Genomic DNA, 18481 nt, shown 5'->3' with positions numbered 1-18481 from the left:
CCGGCGTCAGGGTCGACGCACAACGATCGTCGCAGGCTCGGCCAGCGACCTCCCCACCACGCAATACCGCTCGGTCACCTTCGCAAGCCGCGCCAGCGCCGCATCATCGGCATCGGTATCAACCACGAACGTCACCACCACATCCTGCACACCGACAGGCACTTCCCGATCAACACCCAGCGTCCCCCGAGCATCGAAATACCCTTCCGCCCGCCCCTGCACCGACCGAAGCCCAACCCCGGACGCCGTCGCCACCGACCGCAACGTCACCCCCGCACATGCCAGCAACGCCTCGAGCAACATATCCCCCGAACAGGCATCGCCCCCATCACCCCCGGTAGCCCGATGCAACCCCGCCCGACTCACCCCCGAGAACTGATCGACATCGAAAGTAACCCCCTCCGAACCGATCCGCCCCACCGCACCCAGCACAGTCCGCGCCGACCCAGGATCCCGCCGATACTGCTCCTTCAACGGCGCCTGAACCACACGCAATTCATTCGCATCCATACCGCGACGCTAATCCCTCGAGCAGCAAATCCGAGTACCAATACTGAAAACCAGCGGGCCGCCATCCGCTTCGACGAGTGCTCGCCTGAGCCGAATCATGCAGTGCGGCCCGAGATTCGGTCGCCTCAGCAGGTTCCTACCTGTCGGAGTGATGTGTTTGAATACGGCGGTTCACAGCTCAACCGGGGGGATCGACCAGCCTTGTCTGCCGTCTACTGTCAATTCTGCGGGTCTGGACCGGCCGCGGATCTGGATTTCCGCGCCCATCGCGGGATGATCATCGTGATGCAATACCGGAAGTTGCCGGGACCCTACTGTCGTGACTGCGGGATCGCGGCGTTTCGGCAAATGACCGCCGAGAGTCTGGTGCAGGGCTGGTGGGGGCCGTTCTCGTTCTTCATCGCCAATCCGATCACGCTTCTGGCGAATCTGGTCAATCGCGTTCGGATCGGTGCGCTCGCGCCACCTGTTCCGGGATCACCCGCGCTGGCCGACTATCCGGCCAAGCCGTTGGTGCGGCGGTGGGAGATGCTCGGGCTGCTCGTCCCGCTGACGCCGATCCTGCTGATCCTGTTCTCGTTGAGCAGCAACGATTCCCCCGCGCACAGCTCGTCGTATCCGTACGTCAGCGCTCCGGCACCGATTTACTCCGCCACCGATCCCCACAATGCCAAACCCGGAGACTGCGTGCGGGACAAATTCAAGGGAAACCCGAACGCCAAATATCCCGAACTGGAGATCGTGTCCTGTTCGGACGCCCGAGCGCAATCCGTGGTGCTCGGCCAGGTGACCGGGATGACTCCCGACATCGTCTGCGGCCAGCAATATCCGGCGTCCGATCAGGTCTACAGCGTGACCACTTCGTACGGCAATAACTACACCACAACGGATTTCGCGCTCTGCCTCGCCAAGCGGAAGTAGCACTCTCGCGGTCGCGTTGCGGTACAGGCGATTCCAGCGAGTTACGCTCGGCTGGTGGTCCGGGATTTCGTGGTGTTGCCCAAGGGTGTGGCTCGGCGGCACGCCGAGGTCGTGGTCTACGTCCGCTCGCAGTACTCCCGCCCACCGACCGAGGACAGCCACGTGCTGTGTATGAGGGGCATGGTCGAGGGCTGGCGCAATGGCGTGAGCCGGGCGAGTCACCCCGAACTAATCGCTCACGCCTACTTTCACGGCGACATCGTTCAGGTTCGTGTGCCGGATGACGCCGTCGCGGGCTTCCTGCCGATCATGGAGGAGGTCATCTCGCCGGATGCGGAAGTCTACGACGTGACATTCGAAGTCTTCGTCCGCTCGAGTGCGCGCCGCGAAGTCCAGGTGGACATCGGCGGAGAACACTCTTTCTCCGCCGTGAGCCTGCGCCAATTGCACTACTGGGTACCGAATTTGCACAAATACGCACGAACCCCGTTCGTGATCGTCGAACGACCGAACGACGACACCTCACTGATCCAAGCCTATCGCGGCTCGGTGTTGCAGAAACCCCACGACCCGATCACCTACGCTCTCGAGGTTGTCTTCGACTCCGGCGACCGCCGCTACGTCGCAGATCCCGAACCCGACGATCCTGCTCTCGTCGCCGACCTCATCTGGGACTGGATCGAGGAAAGCTGGGATCGCCTGAACGAATTACGCTGGTGCAAAACCGATTCGAGTGGGCAGACCTCCATGGTCCAATCCCTCGACGAGTGAGTCTCGGCTGCGGAGGCCGCTTGTCGGACTTATCGTGCGCTATGCGTCACCGAGCGACATGGATGTCACCGTGCGGGTCGAGCAACCGCCCGGAGCGGTCTGCCCCGCCAGGCGAGCGTCGATCCAGCGCATGACCGCGGCGGTCGCACTGATCGCAAGACTGACGTGGTCGCTCAATTGGTCTCGGGTGTAGGTGATTTGGGCTCCCGATGCGCACCACTGCGCCACCGCTCGGTCGGTCGGCCCGATGGTGACGATCTCATCGTGCACGGCGTTGTAGAGGAACAGCGGCGCGGTTGGGGCCGCGGGGCCGAAGTCCAGGTCGGCGAATGATGCCTGAACCTGATCGAACAGCTGTGAGAAGGGGATCGTCAAGTAGTCGTCCATGCGCAGGAATGGATGTTGAGCCACGTTCGGCACCGCGCATTTGCTGTCACCCTCGGCAATCAGGGCTTGCCCGGCGGGCGTCAGATATTTGTTGAATGCCGCCGCCATAGTCGGATCGGCACGCATCATGCCCGGCAACAGCGACGGCAGGAAACCGGAGAACGGACCGGCATCGAGCGACTGCAGATAGGGGCCGATGGGTGCGGTCCAACCACCCATAGCGACACCGGCCAGTCGAATTTCGGGAGCGTAGCTCGGTTGAACCTGTGCGGTCCAACGGGTAGCGATCGATCCGCCGGAGTAGCCCGCCGCGACAACCGGAGTGTCGGTGCCGGACAAGCCGAGTGGCGCGAAACCCTCGGCGGCGCGCACGCCGTCGAGCGCGGCGTAGCCCGGCTGTTTCGGGGCGAACACCGAGCCTTTCGGCCCTTCCCAGTCGGGTACGGAAATCGCATGACCGGATGACAGCATCTGGTCGATCTGGATGAAATCCAGCGAGGAGTCGTACTTGTCAGGTGCGCCTTGCCGAAGCACGAACGACGGAGCGCACTGCGGGGCCGAAGCATCCGTAGCGGGCTGGTAGGTGATCAACCCTTTGATCTGCCCGGTTCGTGGACGCAGCACCGTGGTCACCGTCGTCGTGGGTTGGCCGGCGGAATCGGTTGTCCGATACAGCAATTGCCAGGCATCGGCGTCCTGCGCCTGGGGCGCCAGCGAGGCCAACTCGACTGGTCGCGTATTCAATATGGTGCCCGGTGCGTGCGACTCCCAGCCCGATGGCGGGATGTAGAACGGGTCGTTCTGCGGCGTCGACATCGGATCGGCGCTACCGATTGCCATTGGCGTACTGGCAAGGCACAGCACGGCCGAGACCGAGATCAGCGCCGCGCGTAAACGACCGCGCTTGACCACCGAATACGCTGCACCACAGGTTGATTTGGCACTATCCACTCGTCGGACTTCCCTCCCTGGCGGGGACCCGACTCCCGCGAATCCCCTCTGAAGGCAGTAACAGTACATCTGTTGATCATGATGGATGCCCGAATCCATTGAAGCGCAGATGATTCCAGGCGCTGGTTGCCGAGATATCGAATACGGCTAAGCTCCCCTCGTTCATATTTCCGAATCGGGGGGCTACCGATGCTCATCTGGGGCTGGCGCACGCAGGCGCGCACACTGGCCATGATTACTTTTCTCTGCGCGTACTGCCGCAATCCCAGCGCGCACGCCTTCGTAGAGGTGATCAAGAAATTCACGCTGTTCTTCATTCCGCTGTTCCCGATCAGCACCAGCCACCGCCTGGTCTGCACCTCGTGCCGGGCACAAACCACCGTCCCCCAGAACGACGTCACCAATCTCCTGGGCCGAGCTCATACCCAAAGCATGTACCCGGGCGGCATTCCACAGCCCCGCCCCGCGGTTCCCGACACGCCCTGGCCGCCCATGCCCTGACAGTCTTCGAATGCTGGGCAGGCCGCCGATGTAGATCTCGTCCGCGCCCGCCGGGGCCCGCATAGGTGGTGATGCGGCGTTGGCGGGTCTCCGGGCGTGTGGCCTCGTTGATGCGCCAGATGTTCGTGTAGCGGTTGCGGGCGTCGAGGTCGGCGGCTGCGGCGGAGTCGCGGTTGAGTTCGTGTTGGAGGTCGTCAGGGACGATGTTGTGTGTTGTCCGTGGTAGGCGGCGGTGGACTCACCACCAGGGTGAGCGGTCGCCCTTGCTCCAACGGTAGCGGTATTGAATCGTGTAAATCCTCAGTGTGCGAATCCATTCCCCGGGGCCCTGCCGCAGCAGCTCGAGCCACGCAGCCATTCGCAGTGGGCTGTATCGATTCTTCGGGCTCTTGAGCCAGCGCGGGACCGATCCTGTGGCCTGTCTCCAGGCTGCGTCCCACTGCTGCGGCGCGGCCTCGCGGTGCATGAGGGCTACCGAACGGATTTCGAAGACTTCATCGCGTTTCTTGTTTTTTCGAAGTGCGGCCACCAGCCAGGGGATCGCTTCGGGGCTGCCCTGCGGTGCCTGTAGAGCTGCCATGATCAACACCTGGCGTTGCTCGAAAACCGACACCTTCGCCAGCACTTGATTTATCGCCGTGTTGAGACGTCCGAGATCCCAACTCCCACCGTGCAGCCGAACGAGAGTAACCAGCTCCTCGGCGACCTTCTCCAGCCGCCGCTCATGGCGTAGATACGCATCACCGTATGAGCCGAAATCATCGGGCCCCGTATTGTCGTCGTGCACCGCAGACTCCCCGCCTACAAAACTCGGCGAGCCGACCTCGCCCCCGGATTGCAATCGTATCCAGAAAGCCGAGATCAGGCAGCGAACCTGTCGACGAATCTCGTACCGCCAGTGCAGCATCCGAGATCTATCTCAAGACCGCCGTGGCACGAAACGCTTCCGACAATCCCTGGTAAACCATCGATGCGGCGGCCCACCATGGATTGATGTATATCCCCTGTGCGGTCTTCCGGCGCACGCCCTTGGAACGATTCGACCAACAGCTCGCCTGGCATCGACAGGACCAATGGTTCTTCGCCGCCGGCGCCTGTCACATCCTGGCCTACGCTTTCCTCGAGCAGCATCGCGGCCGCTTCGACGCATTCGGGTTATGGCCGCGCACGGCGGCCGACCCGAGTCACGTCTACGCTTCCGATGGCACCTGGGCTTTCGACCATTGCGGATGGACGCCGGTGACCGAACTGCTCGAGGTCAGCCAGGCGACCGAGCCCGATGCGGACTATCACCCGCGGCGGATCGCAGTGGATCTCGACGAGCTCTGCGCGCGTCACTGGCACCGCAGCCCAGCGGAGTTCATTCATGACCCTCGCCCACGCGCCCGCGCGTACATCGCACGATTCCGGCCACCGGAATCCTGGTCGACCCAGATGGACGCCTAGATGGCCCGGACAGGTGCGGGACATAGTGTTTCAAGACTGTACCCAGGTGCCTCCGAGCGATGTCAGAATGGCCGCGCGTTCAGCGGTGCAGGCGCTCCCCGCGACGAAGCATGTCCAGAAACGTCGCGATGCGGCGTCGGCGCGTCTCGGGGCGCTTGGCCTCGTTGATGCGCCAGAAGATCGAATAACGGTTGCGGGCATCGAGTTCGGCGAAGGCCGCGGCTGCGACGGGGTCGCGATCGAGTTCGCGTTGCAGGTCCTCGGGGATGATTGTGGTTCTCTGCCCCTCATAGGCGGCGTACCACCGCCCGCCGGCCTTGGCGCGTTCGACCGCGGCCACACCCGGCGGCCGCATTCGCCCGGCCTGGATGAGACGGGCGATGTGCTCGACGTTTCTGGCCGACCATGGACTATTCGACCGGCGCGGAGTGAAACGCTGGCGATAGCTGTCGTCGTCGCGCCGCGCGATCTGCCCATCGATCCAGCCGAAGCACAGCGCTTCGTCGAGGGCTTGCGCGTAGCTCAGGGTCGTGGTCCGGCCGCCTTTCTTGTGCAGTACCAACCAGACTCCGGGGTGATCGGCATGGTGGCTGTCCAGCCAGGCATGCCAGGCTTCGGTGTCCGGGACAAGCAGCTCGGCGAGTTCGGGCATGGCGCTACGACGTGGCCTCGGGGCGGGGACTCAGGCAGAAGGGTTGGCCATCGGGATCGAGCAACACCAGCCAGCGACCGTCACCGGGTTGGAAGTCGGGGTGGCTGGCTCCGATTGCACACAGGCTCTCAGCCGCCTTATCGAGATCATCGACTTGCAGGTCGAGGTGGAAGCGTTTGGCGCCGGACTCATCCGGCCATTGGGCGGGGCGGAATCCCTCGATCTTGCCGAAGCCGATCTTGATGCCGCCGCCTTCGACCATGCCGTAGTTGTCGTCGCTGTAGGTGACCTCCCAGCCGAGCGCGTCCGCGTAGAAGCGCGCCAGCCGGGCCGGATCGGCGCTGTCGATATTGACCATCGACAGCGTCGCCGTCGACTCCGCGCGAGGCCGAGTGGAATATGTGTGAGTCATGCATATAAACTAGAGTCGTGACGGAAACCCAGTCAAGCCTTCAGCACACAGCAAACGTCCTGGGCGCCTTGAGTCTCGTTGTCGCCGACCGGATGAACACCGCCGTCGAAGCGGTCGCGGCGCTCGGTCCGTCGGCGCCGGCCGCACTGGCCGCGATGCATCAGTTCCTCGACGGCACATCGGTGACGCAGCTGAGTTCCGTACTCGGCCTGACACATTCGGGCACCGTGCGGCTCGTCGACCGCCTTGCCTCCGAAGGCCTCGTCGAGCGTGGCAGAGCTCAGGACGGGCGGGCGGTGTCCGTTGTCCTCACTCGGGATGGCAGGGACATGGCCGCACGGATACTGCACACGCGCGAGAAGTCCCTTACGAGCGCGCTATCCGCGTTGTCCCCGAAAGAGATTGACAATCTCGCGACAGCTCTGGACACGATGCTGACCACGGTGACCCTCGCCAGAGCCGAACAACGCGCGAGCGGCGGCGCGCGTTCACAGCCTTGGCTGTGCCGCCTCTGCGATTTTGGCGCCTGCGGGCGAAGCAAGGGCGAGTGCCCGGTCAACAACGCCGTTACGACCGGCAGCGGGAGTTAGCACGGCTTGCACATGCCGCGTTGGCTACCGCAGTGCTCCGCCGACTATCGTCGCACCGGTTGAATTTTCGCGTGCACGCCCATCGTGCGGAGTTGGCGCGCGACAACCTCCATCTCGACACGGGTGCCTTCGAGACCGGTCTCGCGTAAGCGCCCGGCCAGCGCCTTGGCCTGTGCCAGCGATAGCGGCCCCACGAGGCGTAGCGCTCGCATCAACGTGGCCGCTGACACCTCGACCGATTCGAGCTCGAGGACCGTCGTTCTGTTCGCGGCCAGGATCGCCTCACGAAAACCCGAGAGTGGTTGGGAATAACCACAGTCCATCCAGACCGCGCCACACGCCGAGCAATCCCCATCGATATCCCACCGATGTTCGTCGCCGATCAACGCCTCGGTCAAGGTGGACGCGGTCGGGGAACCGCAGTCGATGCAGGGCACCGCATACGGGGCCGATTCGGTGACGATGTCCACCCTGTCGAACCTACGGCCAGGGTCATAGCCGCAGCTAGGGTGTCGGCCCATTGAAGCCTGGCACGAACCTGGCTCTGCCTCTAAAATAGAGGCATGACCGATAGTCTTGTTCTACGGCTGTGGCAGTCGAAAGACGCCACGCCCTTTCCAGCCCTGCTCGCCGAGGAGGCGATCTTCTCCAGTCCGGTCGCCGACTATCACGGCCGCGCCCGCGCCGCACACCTGCTGGGCACGATCGCGACGGTGCTCGACTCGGTGCACCAGACCCGCCAGTGGACCGATGGACAGCAGGGAATGTTTGCATTCACCGCGCGATTCGCCGACCAGGAAATGCAAGGGGTACTGCGAGAAGAGCTCTCCGAAACCGGCAGCCTGACCCATGTGACGCTGTTCCTGCGACCGTATCGGGTGCTGCGTGCGGCCATCGCGGAAATGGCACGGCGACTGGAGGATTCGCCCCCGCCGCAGGCGATCTGATGGTGGCGGCCGAACCACCGCGCCCGGGACATCCGGTCCGCGGATCGACCACCGGGCGCCCGATCATGGCCCTGTTCGATCTCCTCGGGCGGCGCTGGGTGCTGCGAGTGATCTGGGAACTCGACCGGGCCCCGAATCCACTCACCTTCCGTGAACTGCGCACCGCCTGCGGCGATCTCTCCTCGAGCGTGCTGACCCGGCGACTGGCCGAACTCACCGAGGCCCGCCTGGTCGAACACGAGCAGGGATACCGGCTGACCACCACCGGGCGCACACTCGTCAAGCGGCTCGCACCGCTGTCGCAATGGGCGGCGGAGTGGCAGAGCGATTTCGAATGAATTGACACTCCGAACAGTCGTCCGCCATCGGCACCACGCGCGAACACATATCAGTCGGAGTGCGAAGAATTAGGCAATTGCCGGCCGGATAGGGTGGCAATCGTGATGAGGATTCGACATTTGGTTTTGGCCGGCATCGTGGCGGCGAGTGTGACCGCCTGCGGGGAGTCGGCGTCGAATTCATCGGAGATGACATCCGCCGCTCCGGTTCGCACGTCCTGCGATGCCAGTGTGGCCAACGGGCCGGTATTCGCCTCCGACGTGCGCCCCGATATGTCCTTCACGCTACAGCTTCCGCGTCTGCAGGGCTGGCAGCCGACACCGGTATCGGAAGATAATGAGGTGCTACGCGTTGTCGATCAGCATGCGGGACAGGCGGGTCGCACGACCATTAGCCTCACCGTGGCTCATCCACACCGCGTTGCTAGTCACTCTTTGTCTGTCAGCGGGTACGCGGGCAATTGGCGGCAGTGGCGATCCGAGCCCATTCTGGTGTGCGGTCGGGACGGCAACCGAGCCGGCGGAATATTGCCCGCGTCCGATACCGAGGTGATCGACCAATACCGAGAGTTCCTCGAATTCGATTACTTCACAGGCGAATTGGTGTACCCGATTCTAATGATGGTCAAAGGTACGGCGGCTGATCGGGATCGGTATCAGACCGACGTCGACACGTTCGTCGACAGACTGCAGATCGTGCGGACGCCTCCGGCTGGGTGAGACGCGCCGATTCATGCGGCGACGAACACCCTGCGGCCGGGCAAATCCCGGTACACGACTCCGCGATTCGGATCGCGTGATCAGCGCGCCAGGTCCGGGTGCGCTCGACCGGTGACCAGGGGCATGTCGACGAAGGTCAGGAGGCCCGGTTCGGCGGCACAGACGTAAGGAATCGAGTTCACGCAGTGCGCGGCGGTGACGACGATGCCCGGGTTGCGCTCGAGGCCCGCGGCCAGGCTGGTCGGGTGCCAGCCGTGGATCGTGACGTGGCAGTCCGGGTCGCCCTTCACCTCGACTTCGAATCGGACGCCGCCGTCGCCGTACTTCCAGGGCGGGTCGAGGTGTTCCTCGCCCATCATCCAATTGACCGCGACGCGAACGACTTTGGCGTCGCCGATGAACGCTTCCCAGGCGAAGCGCTGGGCGGCGACCTGGCCGGGCTGGATTTCGCCGATCGGTGAGTCGATGGATGCGGTGGCGACCGCTACTTCGCGGCTGCTGCGGATTTCGGCGTCGGCGAATCCGAGGGTGTCCAGGCACATTCGCACCGATTGGTCGAAACCGTTGTCCAGCAACGCGAGCATCGGGCCGTTCATCGCCTGTTCGGGCGTTTGGCCGAAGCCCATGAGGTGGCGTACGACGTCGGGGGCGTTGTACGTGCGGATGTCGGAGTACTCCTCACCGCGGACGAAGGTGATCGCGCTGGACAGGCCCGCGAAGAACAGCGGCTGCTGCTCGGTGGCGCCGCCCGGGTCGATCCCGGTGCCGTGCAGGGTCACGCCGCCCTCGAGGGCGGGCGCTGACATCCGCTCCTTCTCTTGTGCGGTCGGCCAGAACCAGCCCAGCGGCGTGACCACGTTCTTTCCCGAACGCAGCAGCGCCGCAACCTCTTTCGGATTCGGCATGAGTGGTGCGTACAGGACGCAGTCGGCGTCCATCGCGAGGATGTCATCGACGCTATTGGTGGCGATGACGCCGATCGGGCCGATCCCCGCGAGCTCTCCGGCGTCCTTGCCCGCCTTGGCTTCCGAGTGCACCCAGCAGCCGACGAGTTCGAGATCCGGGTGCAGCTGGATCTGGCCGATCGCGGCCTGGCCGAGGCCGCCGGTGGCCCACTGGATCACTCGCAGAGTCATGCATGGAATAGAACAGGTTCTAATCCATGAGCGTCAAGAGCGCGCGGCCACCACTTCGGCCGCCACGTCGAGGAACTTCAGCTCGGTGACGGCCGGAACCAGGATGAACTCGTCGCATCCGGCCTGTTCCGCGCCGTCGAGAATGTCGGCGAGCACCTCGGGAGTCGACGCCCGCGCCGAGGCCGCGATCATCTCGGCGAGCTTGGGTCCGAGGAAGCCGAGATAGCGAGCGACGAAGGCATGCAACGCCTCCGATGCGTCGGGGACGCCCAGAGCGGTGAAGCAGCCGTTGACCTTTCGCGGGGTCGTGGTCCGGCCAGCCTCGGCCCAGCACTGCTCGGCGAGTTCACCTACCTTGGCGATCTCCTCGGCATCGCCGCGAACGCTGAAGCCCGAGATGCCGTCGGCCCATCGCGCCGCCCGGCGCATCGCCTTCGGTCCCAGCGCGCCCGCGAGAATGATCGGCCCGCCCGACTGCACGCATGCCGGGCCGACCGGATCCGCACCCTCGAACGGCGGCTCACCGGCGAGCAGCGCCTTCAACTCGGCAACCTTGTCATCGAGCTGCTGATGCCGTCCCTTGAACTCCGCACCGAGAGCGCGATAGTCGTGCTCGCGGCCGCCGACGCCGACGGCCACTTCGAGGCGGCCGTTCGAGAGCTGGTCCAGGGTACCGATCTGCTGGGCGACCATCGCCACCGGATGCTGCGGCAGCACAAAGAGATTCGCCAGCACCTGCACTCGCTCGGTCACCGCCGCGCACGCACCCAGCGTCGCGACCATCTCCGGATTCGAGAACGTCACCCGCTCCCCCACCGAGACGCTCGAGAACGGCCCCGCGTCGATCCGCCGAGCCCAATCAACCGTCGTACCCGGTCCGTAGCCGGGAGCCATCTGTGGAAGTGCGACACCGATCTTCATGTGCCGACCTTCTCAGACCGACCCGCCTCCGGTCAGGCGATTTCGAATCCGAGCGGCGATGGCGACCAACAGACACACCGTCGAACGTATCCAAAACGATGGGCAGCGCTCTCAGTGGCGCGGGCGGGTTTCGTATCGGTCATAGAGAGTGTTGAAGAAGCTTTTCGCGTGGTCACCGAACCAGGGGGTGGGTTCTTCCTCGCCGTCCTCGCCTTCGCGGACGAAAACTGTTGCGGGCCAGTGACCGCTAGTGACTTCCTCCAGGAGGAACTCGATCAGATCGGTGAAGTTCGGTGCGCCTCGGAAGTGACGTTCTTCGTCGCGTCCGAAATTGATGATCTGGCCGGATGTTCCGGCGGGTCCGGGATCAAGGTCCACGCCGATGTAGTCCGATCGCTGTGGGTGCGCCCAGAGCGGGATCCATCCCGGCGATGTCCATAAGGGTTTGATCAGCCCCTTTGCCGCCGGGTACGTCGCACCGATCTCCTGCAGATCGATAGTGGACGGGTCATCGCTGATGGCGTCCCAGAACTCCCACACCGTGCGAATCTCGGTGGTGGACATGAAGGTCAGGGAGGGGATCGCCGGCACGCCGTGCTCGTAATAACCGAGAGAAGGCACTGCCTGCCCGTTGTGCATGCCGAGTACAGCCTTCACCGCTGCCGGAAGCTCATGTCCGATAGCGTCTTCCAGCGCCGCGAGCTCGCTCGGATGCGCAGGCCCAGCGAGGTTTTCATACGCGAGCGGCACATTGAGCCGAAGCCAGGACACGTATTCGGCGAACACCTCGAGCACACGCATAGGCGAGCCTAGCAAGATCATTCACGGTCGTGAAACAGCGCGAGCGCACAGGAGTCGTTCTACCCGATCATGATCCGGACGACGGTTGCTGCGAGCCATGCGATCTGCCCGAGTGCGAGGAGTGCGATCCCTGCGAGGATGCGCAGCAGCCCCAGGCGCTTCGGACGATCTTCGAAGGCGGGCCGTTCATCGAGTATCAGGGCCATGCCTATGTCTCGGCGTTGGAATTGATCTGCGAGTGCCTCGGCCGGGGCATCGGCGATGTGCGTTTCTGGTTCGGCTATGACGGTCTTCCCGGCGTGATCGAGGATCTGGCCAGCAGCATGGACGGCCAAGACCCGTTTCCATACACCGACTCGAACGGCTGGGGTCATATCAGCAAGGAGAGCTGCGCGAGACGGACGATCGCGGCGGCCACGCCGACTCCATTGTCGAGGGGTTCCGCGAGTCCAGCGCGGCTGACAAGGATCTCATCGGCTTCTGGGCCGGATAGTGGTCAAAGGTCCAGTTGACGTCTCAATCTGACTCATCATCATTTCGGAATCCGGTACACGGGGGTTCTCATCATGATCTAATCGCGCCAACTCGGATGCATCAGCGCCTCGATGACGAGGTCGAGGGGCATCCGATTTACGTGGGAGACACATGATGGTGGATAAGAGAATGAAGCAGGTGGGCGGGTCGCTCGCGGCGTTCGCGGTGGCAGCCGGGTTCGCGGTCGCGTTGATTCCGGGTACGGCCTCGGCGGCGCCGGGGACGATCACCTGGAGTGACGGCAACAGCAAGTTCACCCGCACGGTGTCCAACACCAATCCGGTCGTGGGCGACATCGTTACCGTCACAACGACATTCGAGCGCACCGGGATTCCGGTGGAGTACATCTACAACATCAAGGACCTGCACCCCGCGTGCCTGACCCCGGTGGCGGGCTCGGCGAAGATGGGTGGGGACCAGGTGTCGCTGGATACCTCATCCTCGGATTGGGTACGTGCGGAGTTCGGCATCACCAAGTACCCGGTGTACCCGAACATCAACCCCAAGTCCCAGACGTTCGAGGTGCAGTACACGGTGGGCGTGAACTGCGCTCGTGACACCCCGCTGCCGACCTCGATGAACTACGGCGGGTCCCTGGGCAGCGGCACCTACTCCAACAAGGGACCGAACATCACGGTCTCCAGTGATGCGGTGTCGACGACGTCCATCACCGATGTGAGTGGTGCGCAGACCGGTAAGGCCATCACGCTCGAGGCGAGCGTGTCCCCGGCCGCGGCGGGCGGCACCATCCAGTTCAAGGCGGGCGACCAGGTCCTCGGCGACATCCCCGTCGCCGCGAACGGCAAGGCCACCATCGTGTGGACGCCGGGTGCCGCGGGCTCGTACACGATCGGCGCGACCTTCTCCGGCCGCAGCGGTGTCGCGGGCTCGACCACCACCAAGGTGGTCACCGTCGCCGATCAGCCGACCACCCCCACCACCACCCCCAAGCCGAGCACCGGATCCTTCTGATCCTGTTCTCCGCCTGAGGATTCGACATCGGCGGCCGCTGCGAGAACGACGCAGTGGCCGCCGGCGTCTGTGCGGTGGCGAACTCCGAATGTTGCGATGAACGCCTGTCGTTGACAAGATCATCCCCAGCATGCCGAATATCGAACTCGCATTTGACAGCCTTCAGGGTCTATCCGTTGGCGATGCGCTGGGTGCACAATTCTTTGTCCCCGGTAGCTCCCTATCCAATCTTCTCGCCGGGCAGCCGCCCGCTCCACCGTGGCCGTGGACCGACGACACCGAAATGGCGTGTTCGGTGTATTCGGAAATCCGCGACCGCGGCCATATCGACCGTGATGCGCTCGCGGCCGTATTCGCCGATCGATGTGAGCCCTATCGCGGCTACGGCGCGGGCAGTGTCGTTGTGCTGCACGAGATTCGGGACGGCCGCCCCTGGGCAGAGGCCGCCGGTGCCGCGTTCGGCGGGCGCGGCTCGTGGGGAAACGGCGCCGCGATGCGAGTCGCTCCGCTCGGAGCCTACTTCGCTGAAGATCTGGATCGAGCCGCCGCGCAAGCCGCACTCTCGGCGGAAGTCACCCACCGGCATCCCGAAGCGATCGTCGGCGCGATGGCGGTCGCCGTAGCGGCCGGATACGCGGCAGCATCACGCGGAAAGCCCTGCGCACCCGATGAATTGCTCGATGCGGTGCAGCCGTATCTCGTCGATGGGCGCACCGCGGACGGTATTCATCGCGCCCGAAAGCTATTGGGCCGGTCCGTGGTTGAAGCCGCTTACGACCTGGGCAACGGCGCCCAGGTAAGCGCGCAAGACACGGTCCCCTTCACACTCTGGGCGGCCGCAAGCTTCCTCACCGACTATCCGGCCGCCATCACCGCCTGCGTCGAAGCGGGCGGGGATGCGGACACTACGGCCGCGATTGTCGGAGGAATCGTGGCGGCGCACACGGGAATCGGCAATCGAGGCGTGATACGCGGGATACCGGACCAATGGCTGACAGCGCGCGAGCCACTTCCGAATTGGGTGACGGGCTCATCGAAATCCTCGTCATAGCGACTGTCCCCCAACAGGCTCCGTGGAAGCGAAGTCCGCACGACCAGGTCATGGCTACACGAGAAGTTCCGGAGGAACGCGTAATTCGTTGCGCGCGTACAGTTCGGCGATCGCGGTGATGTCGTCTTGGTCGCAGATCGCGGCGACGGTGTCGAGAAGCTCGTCATACTCGGAACCGGTTTCGCCGTCGTAGGACGCGGTCATACGCCCCCACTCATCCCACGGGAGCGTCTCGACCTTGTTTAGTGCGGCAAGGTCTTTGATCGCGTTACCCCGGATCTCGGCCGGCCCCCAATTGTCGGTGCCATGAACACCGTACGTCGCAGCATCCAGGTGACCGTCCCGGAACAGCGTCCATGCCTCTCCGCCACTAAGGAACTGGCCGGGCTGGAGATCTTCGGGGTGGTCCAGAACCGACTGTCCGAGGATCTCAGAATCGATCCGCACCCAACGAGTTTCGCTCTCGCTCCAGTACTCCGTAATCCAGTGATCGACCCCTCGTCCGGGCTGGAAATAGGTAGCGAACCCGCATCGAACACGAGAGGCAACACCCCGGTGACGAAGCAGCGCACAGCTCATCACCGCGAAATGACGACAGGTACCGATGACTCGACGAGAGGGTTCACGGGCGATCTGCAGCGGCGTCGGCTCCAACATGAGCAATGCCTCGATCAGCCGAACGACCGGCCGAATCTGATTCTCATCGAACCGTTCTCGCGGCAGATCCAGCGCATGGGCATCGCGCGGCTGGATAATCAGACCGGACGCCAGACGGCAGATCGCGACGGCCTCGACCGGGATCGACTGCAGCACAGCGTGATCGACACCGTCGAACCCTGTCAGTGGACCCGGAACGGAGTAGTCGAGAACATCGTCCATGCGCGCGATCATAGGTTCCGCCACCGACATGCGTTTCGCGGCCGACTCTCGACGCACAGCGGGCAGGCTGCGTGTCCATACGTAATAGCCGGTATCGGTGGAATGTGATTAAAAATGCTGAGCGGTGTGAATTCGGCTGCGATCCGCGATGATCCGTCGAGTTTGTTTCACATGTTCACAGAGGAATGGGTTTGATGAGTTTCATGGGTAAGGCCGTTGTCGCGATCGCCGCGGCCGGTCTTGCAGGTGGATCGGTGATCGGTGCCGGTACGGCTAACGCTGCCGGTCTGCACGGTGCGATCGCGTTCAGCGTCGATAACTGGAGCTATGGCACCGGGATTGACGCGGCGAACCGGGAGGAGGCGATCGCGGAGGCGTTGGCCAGTTGCGGGTCGGAGGGTGCCACCGATTGCCAGGTTATGGTGACCTGGGCGGACGGCTGCGGCGCACTCGTATATCGCAATGACCCCTCGGATGACTACGGGGTAGGAACCGGCGCGGGCAACAACCGGGCGGCCGCACTGGCCGCCGCCTACGCCAGCCTCGCTCAGTACTACCCGCCGGCGATGCTCGCCAATGTCGGCTCGGCGAACCTGTCGCAGACGGGTATCAGCGAAGTGGTCTGCACGGCCAACGCGTAATCCGCACCCGCACAATCGGACTCGAACACGCCCGGATCGAGGGTTACCAAGCGCGGAATCATGGTGCCGTCAGCACGATCTGCGCTCGGGCTCCGATTGTGCGGGTTTCGGGTCAGCTTCAGCGTTTCGTGTTGCCCAGCAACGTATTCAGGGTCGCGATCGTGGTGGAGTTGTCGATGTGGTGGATGGTGGTCATTCCGACCGCTGCGGCACCGTCGAGTGCGATCTGGGCGTCGTCGATGAAGATCACCTGGTGCGGATCGACGCTGAGGCGGGCACAGGCCATCGCGTAGATCTCGGGATCGGGTTTGGTGATGCCTACTTCGTGGGAGTAGATGATGTCGTCGACCAGGTCTTCGAAACCGTAGGCGTGTTGTTCACGTTCGCGGGCGCCGACGAAGCTGTTGCTTATGATTCCGGTTCGGTATTGGGGGCGAAGGGTTTTCGCGTAGGCGATCAGTTCTTTGTTGGCGACTCCGAGATACTGCCTCCAGATATCAGCGATGAGCTCGTCGGCGGAGTCAGTTGATACAGCGAGGCGGTCGATGATCGCGTCGCGGAACGCGGATTCGGTTATGGTGCCGATGCTTCCGGCTAACCACACGTCAGCGAGGCGTCCGATGAGTTGGCCTCGTTCGAGGCCCAGGCGGCGTTCCCAGTGGATGTCGAAGTCCATCTGTTCGGTAACTTCCAGGACGCCGCCGATATCGAAGATCACCGCACGAAAGCTCATGTCCGCCAAACTATCTCGCCTGCGGAATGGCGGGCAGGTCGGAGAATCGGACGGGGCTCGCGATGGCGGTTACGTGCAGGCCGTCGGCGGCGGGTTTGATGGATGTGAGGCGCGCGCCCAGGGGTAGTGCCTGCAAAGGGACTGTGAAGGTGAGGGATTGGCTGATCAGGGCCAGGGGGATGGTGGGGCCGCCCGCTCGGGCTTGGACCGATACGGGGGTTACCTCGAAGCCGTCGTCGGTGGGGGCGACCGTGACGACCACTATCGCGGGAACGGGGATGCCCTGTACCGAGAAGGTGCCGGTGACGCGCAGGCCGTCGTCGGCGTAGGCGATCGATTCGACTTCCGACGGTGCGAAGCGTTGCACGGTGTCGTAGGGCACGACGGCTGTCGCGGTTCCGCGGTCGGCGACCAGGTTCGAGGTGCGGCTGGCCAGCAGGTCGGTCAGCGGCGCGGTGACATCGGTGAGGTGGACTTCCAGGTTGTGGACCGAGATCTGCTGATCGCTCCAGTCGCCGACGCGCACGTTGATGTCGTGATAGGTGCCGTCGACGGCCTGGGTCAGGAAGGGGAACCCGCCGATTTCGACGCTCGGCCGCTGCGCGAGGTTGTACTCGGTGGCGATCCTGCTGCCGATCTCCTTCTGCGCCTGCGCGACCGCGAGACGGTCGCCGACGATCAACGCGATCGCCAGCACGATGATCAGTATCAGTAGTGCGCGCATGCGCTCACCCGCTTGGACATTCCACCATCATGCTGTGTGTTGCGGATGATTTGCTCGATCTACGGGTGTTCCTCGCCGTCGCGTGAGTTCTCACCGAGCACCCAAGGCTGTCCGGCTGCAGGCCCGGGACCTGTGGCCGCGGCCTGTGTCTGCACCGTGGTGACGCCGCCGAAGTCCTCCTGAATCGCGGTTCCCAGGGACACTCCGCCGTATCCGGCCGCCGCCAGCGGATGGTTGAACTCGCCGCCGCCGATTCCGTGGCGCTTGATCCTGCGCCAGCGCATGACCATCAGCACGCTCGGCCCGACAACGCCGATCATCAGCACGAGCAGCGGCACCAGCGCAGATCCGTCCATACCCCAGTAGATCCCAACAGCTACATTTCAGCAACCTCAATGGTCTCGAACTAGGTAGATTCAGTCCGGTGACGCGAGGGCGGCTGTTCAGGATTGCGCGAATCACCGGTCATCTGGGCTGGTGGACGTTCGTGGTCGCAGTGCTGCTGGGTACAGCGATGTCCGCCGCCGCGGATATCCCGATCGGTCGAAAAGAGTGTTCGCCGGGTGATTCGGTATTGCGGGTGTGCCTTTCGGTCACCGAATCGGCTGGGCCGCCCGGGGCGGGCGCAATGGCCGGTTATGCGACGGTGGCACTCGGGGTGGTTGTCGTGGCCGCCATCATCGAAGCGGTGGTGGTCGGGGAACGCGTCGCGGGCGTGGTCACCGTCACCGTTCCGATTGTCGCCGCCGCGCTGATGATCAAGGTATTGAACGGAACCGGTTGGTGGAGTGATAGTTCCGGCTCCGTTCGAACGGTCGCGATTGTCGTGGCAGCGATCGCGGCCCGCGAGGTATGGGCATTCGGATTCGCGCCCGGCATCCCGCAGCCGAACCTCACGCCGCCGGATCGGATCGGGTGACCGAGAGTCGATGTCGACCGGAAT

27 protein-coding genes are annotated in these 18481 nt (G+C 63.9%); 12 read left to right on the top strand and 15 right to left on the bottom strand.

The window, feature by feature from the left end:
• Positions 1–6 precede the first annotated feature (6 nt).
• Entirely contained in the window at positions 7–510 is a 504-nt protein-coding gene (locus tag ACFC0O_RS15230; RefSeq protein ID WP_375958084.1) for an OsmC family protein, read from the bottom strand.
• A gap of 348 nt (positions 511–858) precedes the next feature.
• Here ACFC0O_RS15230 and ACFC0O_RS15225 point away from each other — a divergent pair, with 348 nt between their 5' ends.
• A complete protein-coding gene (locus ACFC0O_RS15225) occupies positions 859–1431 on the top strand; it encodes a hypothetical protein (RefSeq protein WP_375958082.1) in 573 nt (190 codons plus the stop codon).
• A 180-nt stretch (positions 1432–1611) separates the two neighbouring features.
• Positions 1612–2202, top strand: coding sequence for a hypothetical protein (locus ACFC0O_RS15220; protein WP_375958080.1), 591 nt, complete (start codon positions 1612–1614; stop codon positions 2200–2202).
• Positions 2203–2241: 39 nt separating this feature from the next.
• On the opposite strand, the gene ACFC0O_RS15215 is transcribed toward ACFC0O_RS15220, so the two are convergent.
• Complete coding sequence (locus ACFC0O_RS15215) at positions 2242–3639, bottom strand: lipase family protein (protein ID WP_375958078.1); 1398 nt, start codon at positions 3637–3639, stop codon at positions 2242–2244.
• 90 nt (positions 3640–3729) lie between these two features.
• Between ACFC0O_RS15215 and ACFC0O_RS15210 the strand changes: the two genes are divergently transcribed.
• Positions 3730–4041, top strand: coding sequence for a zinc-ribbon domain-containing protein (locus tag ACFC0O_RS15210; RefSeq protein ID WP_375958076.1), 312 nt, complete (start codon positions 3730–3732; stop codon positions 4039–4041).
• On the opposite strand, the gene ACFC0O_RS15205 is transcribed toward ACFC0O_RS15210, so the two are convergent.
• Both ACFC0O_RS15205 and ACFC0O_RS15200 read right to left on the bottom strand, forming a co-directional pair.
• On the bottom strand, positions 3938–4246 hold the full coding sequence (locus tag ACFC0O_RS15205) for a YdeI/OmpD-associated family protein (protein ID WP_375960728.1): 309 nt from the start codon (positions 4244–4246) through the stop codon (positions 3938–3940). The two genes, ACFC0O_RS15210 and ACFC0O_RS15205, sit on opposite strands and share 104 nt — an antisense overlap.
• Before the next feature lie 33 nt (positions 4247–4279).
• The gene (locus tag ACFC0O_RS15200) at positions 4280–4828 is read right to left on the bottom strand and encodes a hypothetical protein (RefSeq protein ID WP_375958074.1); all 549 of its coding nucleotides are present in this window, start codon (positions 4826–4828) and stop codon (positions 4280–4282) included.
• 206 nt (positions 4829–5034) lie between these two features.
• On the opposite strand from ACFC0O_RS15200, the gene ACFC0O_RS15195 reads away from it, so the two are divergent.
• The gene (locus ACFC0O_RS15195; RefSeq protein ID WP_375958072.1) at positions 5035–5487 is read left to right on the top strand and encodes a hypothetical protein; all 453 of its coding nucleotides are present in this window, start codon (positions 5035–5037) and stop codon (positions 5485–5487) included.
• Positions 5488–5566: 79 nt separating this feature from the next.
• On the opposite strand, the gene ACFC0O_RS15190 is transcribed toward ACFC0O_RS15195, so the two are convergent.
• Together ACFC0O_RS15190 and ACFC0O_RS15185 are read right to left on the bottom strand one after the other, a co-directional pair.
• A complete protein-coding gene (locus tag ACFC0O_RS15190) occupies positions 5567–6139 on the bottom strand; it encodes a YdeI family protein (protein WP_375958070.1) in 573 nt (190 codons plus the stop codon).
• Positions 6140–6143: 4 nt separating this feature from the next.
• On the bottom strand, positions 6144–6551 hold the full coding sequence (locus ACFC0O_RS15185; RefSeq protein ID WP_375958069.1) for a VOC family protein: 408 nt from the start codon (positions 6549–6551) through the stop codon (positions 6144–6146).
• A gap of 17 nt (positions 6552–6568) precedes the next feature.
• Here ACFC0O_RS15185 and ACFC0O_RS15180 point away from each other — a divergent pair, with 17 nt between their 5' ends.
• Positions 6569–7141 (top strand): MarR family winged helix-turn-helix transcriptional regulator, encoded by a 573-nt coding sequence (locus tag ACFC0O_RS15180; protein WP_375958067.1) that lies wholly within the window; start codon positions 6569–6571, stop codon positions 7139–7141.
• 44 nt (positions 7142–7185) lie between these two features.
• Here ACFC0O_RS15180 and ACFC0O_RS15175 read toward each other — a convergent pair whose 3' ends face one another.
• A complete protein-coding gene (locus tag ACFC0O_RS15175; protein WP_375958065.1) occupies positions 7186–7611 on the bottom strand; it encodes a hypothetical protein in 426 nt (141 codons plus the stop codon).
• Between the two features lie 93 nt (positions 7612–7704).
• Here ACFC0O_RS15175 and ACFC0O_RS15170 point away from each other — a divergent pair, with 93 nt between their 5' ends.
• The 3 genes from ACFC0O_RS15170 to ACFC0O_RS15160 all read left to right on the top strand — a co-directional run bounded on the left by ACFC0O_RS15170 (position 7705) and on the right by ACFC0O_RS15160 (position 9146).
• Positions 7705–8088, top strand: coding sequence for a hypothetical protein (locus tag ACFC0O_RS15170; RefSeq protein ID WP_375958063.1), 384 nt, complete (start codon positions 7705–7707; stop codon positions 8086–8088).
• 65 nt (positions 8089–8153) lie between these two features.
• Positions 8154–8426 carry a winged helix-turn-helix transcriptional regulator gene (locus tag ACFC0O_RS15165; RefSeq protein WP_375958061.1) on the top strand — a complete coding sequence of 91 codons (273 nt, stop codon included), beginning with the start codon at positions 8154–8156 and terminating at the stop codon, positions 8424–8426.
• Positions 8427–8546: 120 nt separating this feature from the next.
• On the top strand, positions 8547–9146 hold the full coding sequence (locus ACFC0O_RS15160; protein ID WP_375958059.1) for a hypothetical protein: 600 nt from the start codon (positions 8547–8549) through the stop codon (positions 9144–9146).
• An 80-nt stretch (positions 9147–9226) separates the two neighbouring features.
• Here the strand turns inward: ACFC0O_RS15160 and ACFC0O_RS15155 are convergent, their stop codons facing one another.
• The 4 genes from ACFC0O_RS15155 to ACFC0O_RS15140 all read right to left on the bottom strand — a co-directional run bounded on the left by ACFC0O_RS15155 (position 9227) and on the right by ACFC0O_RS15140 (position 12339).
• On the bottom strand, positions 9227–10282 hold the full coding sequence (locus ACFC0O_RS15155) for a dihydrodipicolinate reductase (protein ID WP_375958056.1): 1056 nt from the start codon (positions 10280–10282) through the stop codon (positions 9227–9229).
• 33 nt (positions 10283–10315) lie between these two features.
• Complete coding sequence (locus tag ACFC0O_RS15150) at positions 10316–11203, bottom strand: LLM class flavin-dependent oxidoreductase (protein ID WP_375958053.1); 888 nt, start codon at positions 11201–11203, stop codon at positions 10316–10318.
• A 111-nt stretch (positions 11204–11314) separates the two neighbouring features.
• A complete protein-coding gene (locus tag ACFC0O_RS15145; RefSeq protein ID WP_375958050.1) occupies positions 11315–12004 on the bottom strand; it encodes an SMI1/KNR4 family protein in 690 nt (229 codons plus the stop codon).
• 59 nt (positions 12005–12063) lie between these two features.
• The gene (locus tag ACFC0O_RS15140) at positions 12064–12339 is read right to left on the bottom strand and encodes a hypothetical protein (protein ID WP_375958047.1); all 276 of its coding nucleotides are present in this window, start codon (positions 12337–12339) and stop codon (positions 12064–12066) included.
• Between the two features lie 313 nt (positions 12340–12652).
• Between ACFC0O_RS15140 and ACFC0O_RS15135 the strand changes: the two genes are divergently transcribed.
• Positions 12653–13510: an Ig-like domain-containing protein gene (locus ACFC0O_RS15135; protein ID WP_375958045.1), complete on the top strand. Its 858-nt coding sequence runs from the start codon at positions 12653–12655 to the stop codon at positions 13508–13510.
• Positions 13511–13640: 130 nt separating this feature from the next.
• Complete coding sequence (locus tag ACFC0O_RS15130; protein ID WP_375958042.1) at positions 13641–14561, top strand: ADP-ribosylglycohydrolase family protein; 921 nt, start codon at positions 13641–13643, stop codon at positions 14559–14561.
• 54 nt (positions 14562–14615) lie between these two features.
• Here the strand turns inward: ACFC0O_RS15130 and ACFC0O_RS15125 are convergent, their stop codons facing one another.
• Positions 14616–15440, bottom strand: coding sequence for a transglutaminase domain-containing protein (locus ACFC0O_RS15125; protein ID WP_375958039.1), 825 nt, complete (start codon positions 15438–15440; stop codon positions 14616–14618).
• A gap of 194 nt (positions 15441–15634) precedes the next feature.
• Here ACFC0O_RS15125 and ACFC0O_RS15120 point away from each other — a divergent pair, with 194 nt between their 5' ends.
• Positions 15635–16081 (top strand): DUF4189 domain-containing protein, encoded by a 447-nt coding sequence (locus ACFC0O_RS15120; RefSeq protein WP_375958036.1) that lies wholly within the window; start codon positions 15635–15637, stop codon positions 16079–16081.
• Positions 16082–16199: 118 nt separating this feature from the next.
• Here ACFC0O_RS15120 and ACFC0O_RS15115 read toward each other — a convergent pair whose 3' ends face one another.
• From ACFC0O_RS15115 to ACFC0O_RS15105, 3 genes are read right to left on the bottom strand one after another with little or no spacing between them, the layout of a single operon-like run.
• Positions 16200–16814, bottom strand: a complete 615-nt coding sequence (locus tag ACFC0O_RS15115) for an HAD family hydrolase (RefSeq protein WP_375958032.1) — start codon at positions 16812–16814, stop codon at positions 16200–16202.
• 10 nt (positions 16815–16824) lie between these two features.
• A complete protein-coding gene (locus ACFC0O_RS15110) occupies positions 16825–17538 on the bottom strand; it encodes a DUF2993 domain-containing protein (protein WP_375958029.1) in 714 nt (237 codons plus the stop codon).
• 59 nt (positions 17539–17597) lie between these two features.
• Positions 17598–17894: a hypothetical protein gene (locus tag ACFC0O_RS15105; RefSeq protein WP_375958026.1), complete on the bottom strand. Its 297-nt coding sequence runs from the start codon at positions 17892–17894 to the stop codon at positions 17598–17600.
• Between the two features lie 68 nt (positions 17895–17962).
• On the opposite strand from ACFC0O_RS15105, the gene ACFC0O_RS15100 reads away from it, so the two are divergent.
• Positions 17963–18457, top strand: coding sequence for a hypothetical protein (locus ACFC0O_RS15100; protein WP_375958024.1), 495 nt, complete (start codon positions 17963–17965; stop codon positions 18455–18457).
• Positions 18458–18481: the final 24 nt, after the last annotated feature.

Origin of the sequence: Nocardia sp. NPDC056100 (genome assembly GCF_042266325.1) — a bacterium.
In the GTDB taxonomy this organism is placed as follows: Bacteria; Actinomycetota; Actinomycetes; order Mycobacteriales; family Mycobacteriaceae; genus Nocardia.
This window is presented reverse-complemented; position numbering and strand designations above follow the sequence as displayed.

Excerpts from the sequence above, each read along its gene's own strand:
- ACFC0O_RS15190 (WP_375958070.1), bottom strand. The coding sequence starts at position 6,139 with ATGCCCGAACTCGCCGAGCTGCTTGTCCCGGACACCGAAGCCTGGCAT.
- ACFC0O_RS15225 (WP_375958082.1), top strand. The coding sequence starts at position 859 with ATGACCGCCGAGAGTCTGGTGCAGGGCTGGTGGGGGCCGTTCTCGTTC.
- ACFC0O_RS15120 (WP_375958036.1), top strand. The coding sequence starts at position 15,635 with ATGAGTTTCATGGGTAAGGCCGTTGTCGCGATCGCCGCGGCCGGTCTT.
- ACFC0O_RS15105 (WP_375958026.1), bottom strand. The coding sequence starts at position 17,894 with ATGGACGGATCTGCGCTGGTGCCGCTGCTCGTGCTGATGATCGGCGTT.
- ACFC0O_RS15125 (WP_375958039.1), bottom strand. The coding sequence starts at position 15,440 with ATGGACGATGTTCTCGACTACTCCGTTCCGGGTCCACTGACAGGGTTC.
- ACFC0O_RS15155 (WP_375958056.1), bottom strand. The coding sequence starts at position 10,282 with ATGACTCTGCGAGTGATCCAGTGGGCCACCGGCGGCCTCGGCCAGGCC.
- ACFC0O_RS15220 (WP_375958080.1), top strand. The coding sequence starts at position 1,612 with ATGGTCGAGGGCTGGCGCAATGGCGTGAGCCGGGCGAGTCACCCCGAA.
- ACFC0O_RS15185 (WP_375958069.1), bottom strand. The coding sequence starts at position 6,551 with ATGACTCACACATATTCCACTCGGCCTCGCGCGGAGTCGACGGCGACG.
- ACFC0O_RS15165 (WP_375958061.1), top strand. The coding sequence starts at position 8,154 with ATGGCCCTGTTCGATCTCCTCGGGCGGCGCTGGGTGCTGCGAGTGATC.
- ACFC0O_RS15230 (WP_375958084.1), bottom strand. The coding sequence starts at position 510 with ATGGATGCGAATGAATTGCGTGTGGTTCAGGCGCCGTTGAAGGAGCAG.
- ACFC0O_RS15135 (WP_375958045.1), top strand. The coding sequence starts at position 12,653 with ATGGTGGATAAGAGAATGAAGCAGGTGGGCGGGTCGCTCGCGGCGTTC.
- ACFC0O_RS15170 (WP_375958063.1), top strand. The coding sequence starts at position 7,705 with ATGACCGATAGTCTTGTTCTACGGCTGTGGCAGTCGAAAGACGCCACG.
- ACFC0O_RS15115 (WP_375958032.1), bottom strand. The coding sequence starts at position 16,814 with ATGAGCTTTCGTGCGGTGATCTTCGATATCGGCGGCGTCCTGGAAGTT.
- ACFC0O_RS15110 (WP_375958029.1), bottom strand. The coding sequence starts at position 17,538 with ATGCGCGCACTACTGATACTGATCATCGTGCTGGCGATCGCGTTGATC.
- ACFC0O_RS15145 (WP_375958050.1), bottom strand. The coding sequence starts at position 12,004 with ATGCGTGTGCTCGAGGTGTTCGCCGAATACGTGTCCTGGCTTCGGCTC.
- ACFC0O_RS15215 (WP_375958078.1), bottom strand. The coding sequence starts at position 3,639 with ATGGATTCGGGCATCCATCATGATCAACAGATGTACTGTTACTGCCTT.
- ACFC0O_RS15210 (WP_375958076.1), top strand. The coding sequence starts at position 3,730 with ATGCTCATCTGGGGCTGGCGCACGCAGGCGCGCACACTGGCCATGATT.
- ACFC0O_RS15150 (WP_375958053.1), bottom strand. The coding sequence starts at position 11,203 with ATGAAGATCGGTGTCGCACTTCCACAGATGGCTCCCGGCTACGGACCG.
- ACFC0O_RS15195 (WP_375958072.1), top strand. The coding sequence starts at position 5,035 with ATGTATATCCCCTGTGCGGTCTTCCGGCGCACGCCCTTGGAACGATTC.
- ACFC0O_RS15130 (WP_375958042.1), top strand. The coding sequence starts at position 13,641 with ATGCCGAATATCGAACTCGCATTTGACAGCCTTCAGGGTCTATCCGTT.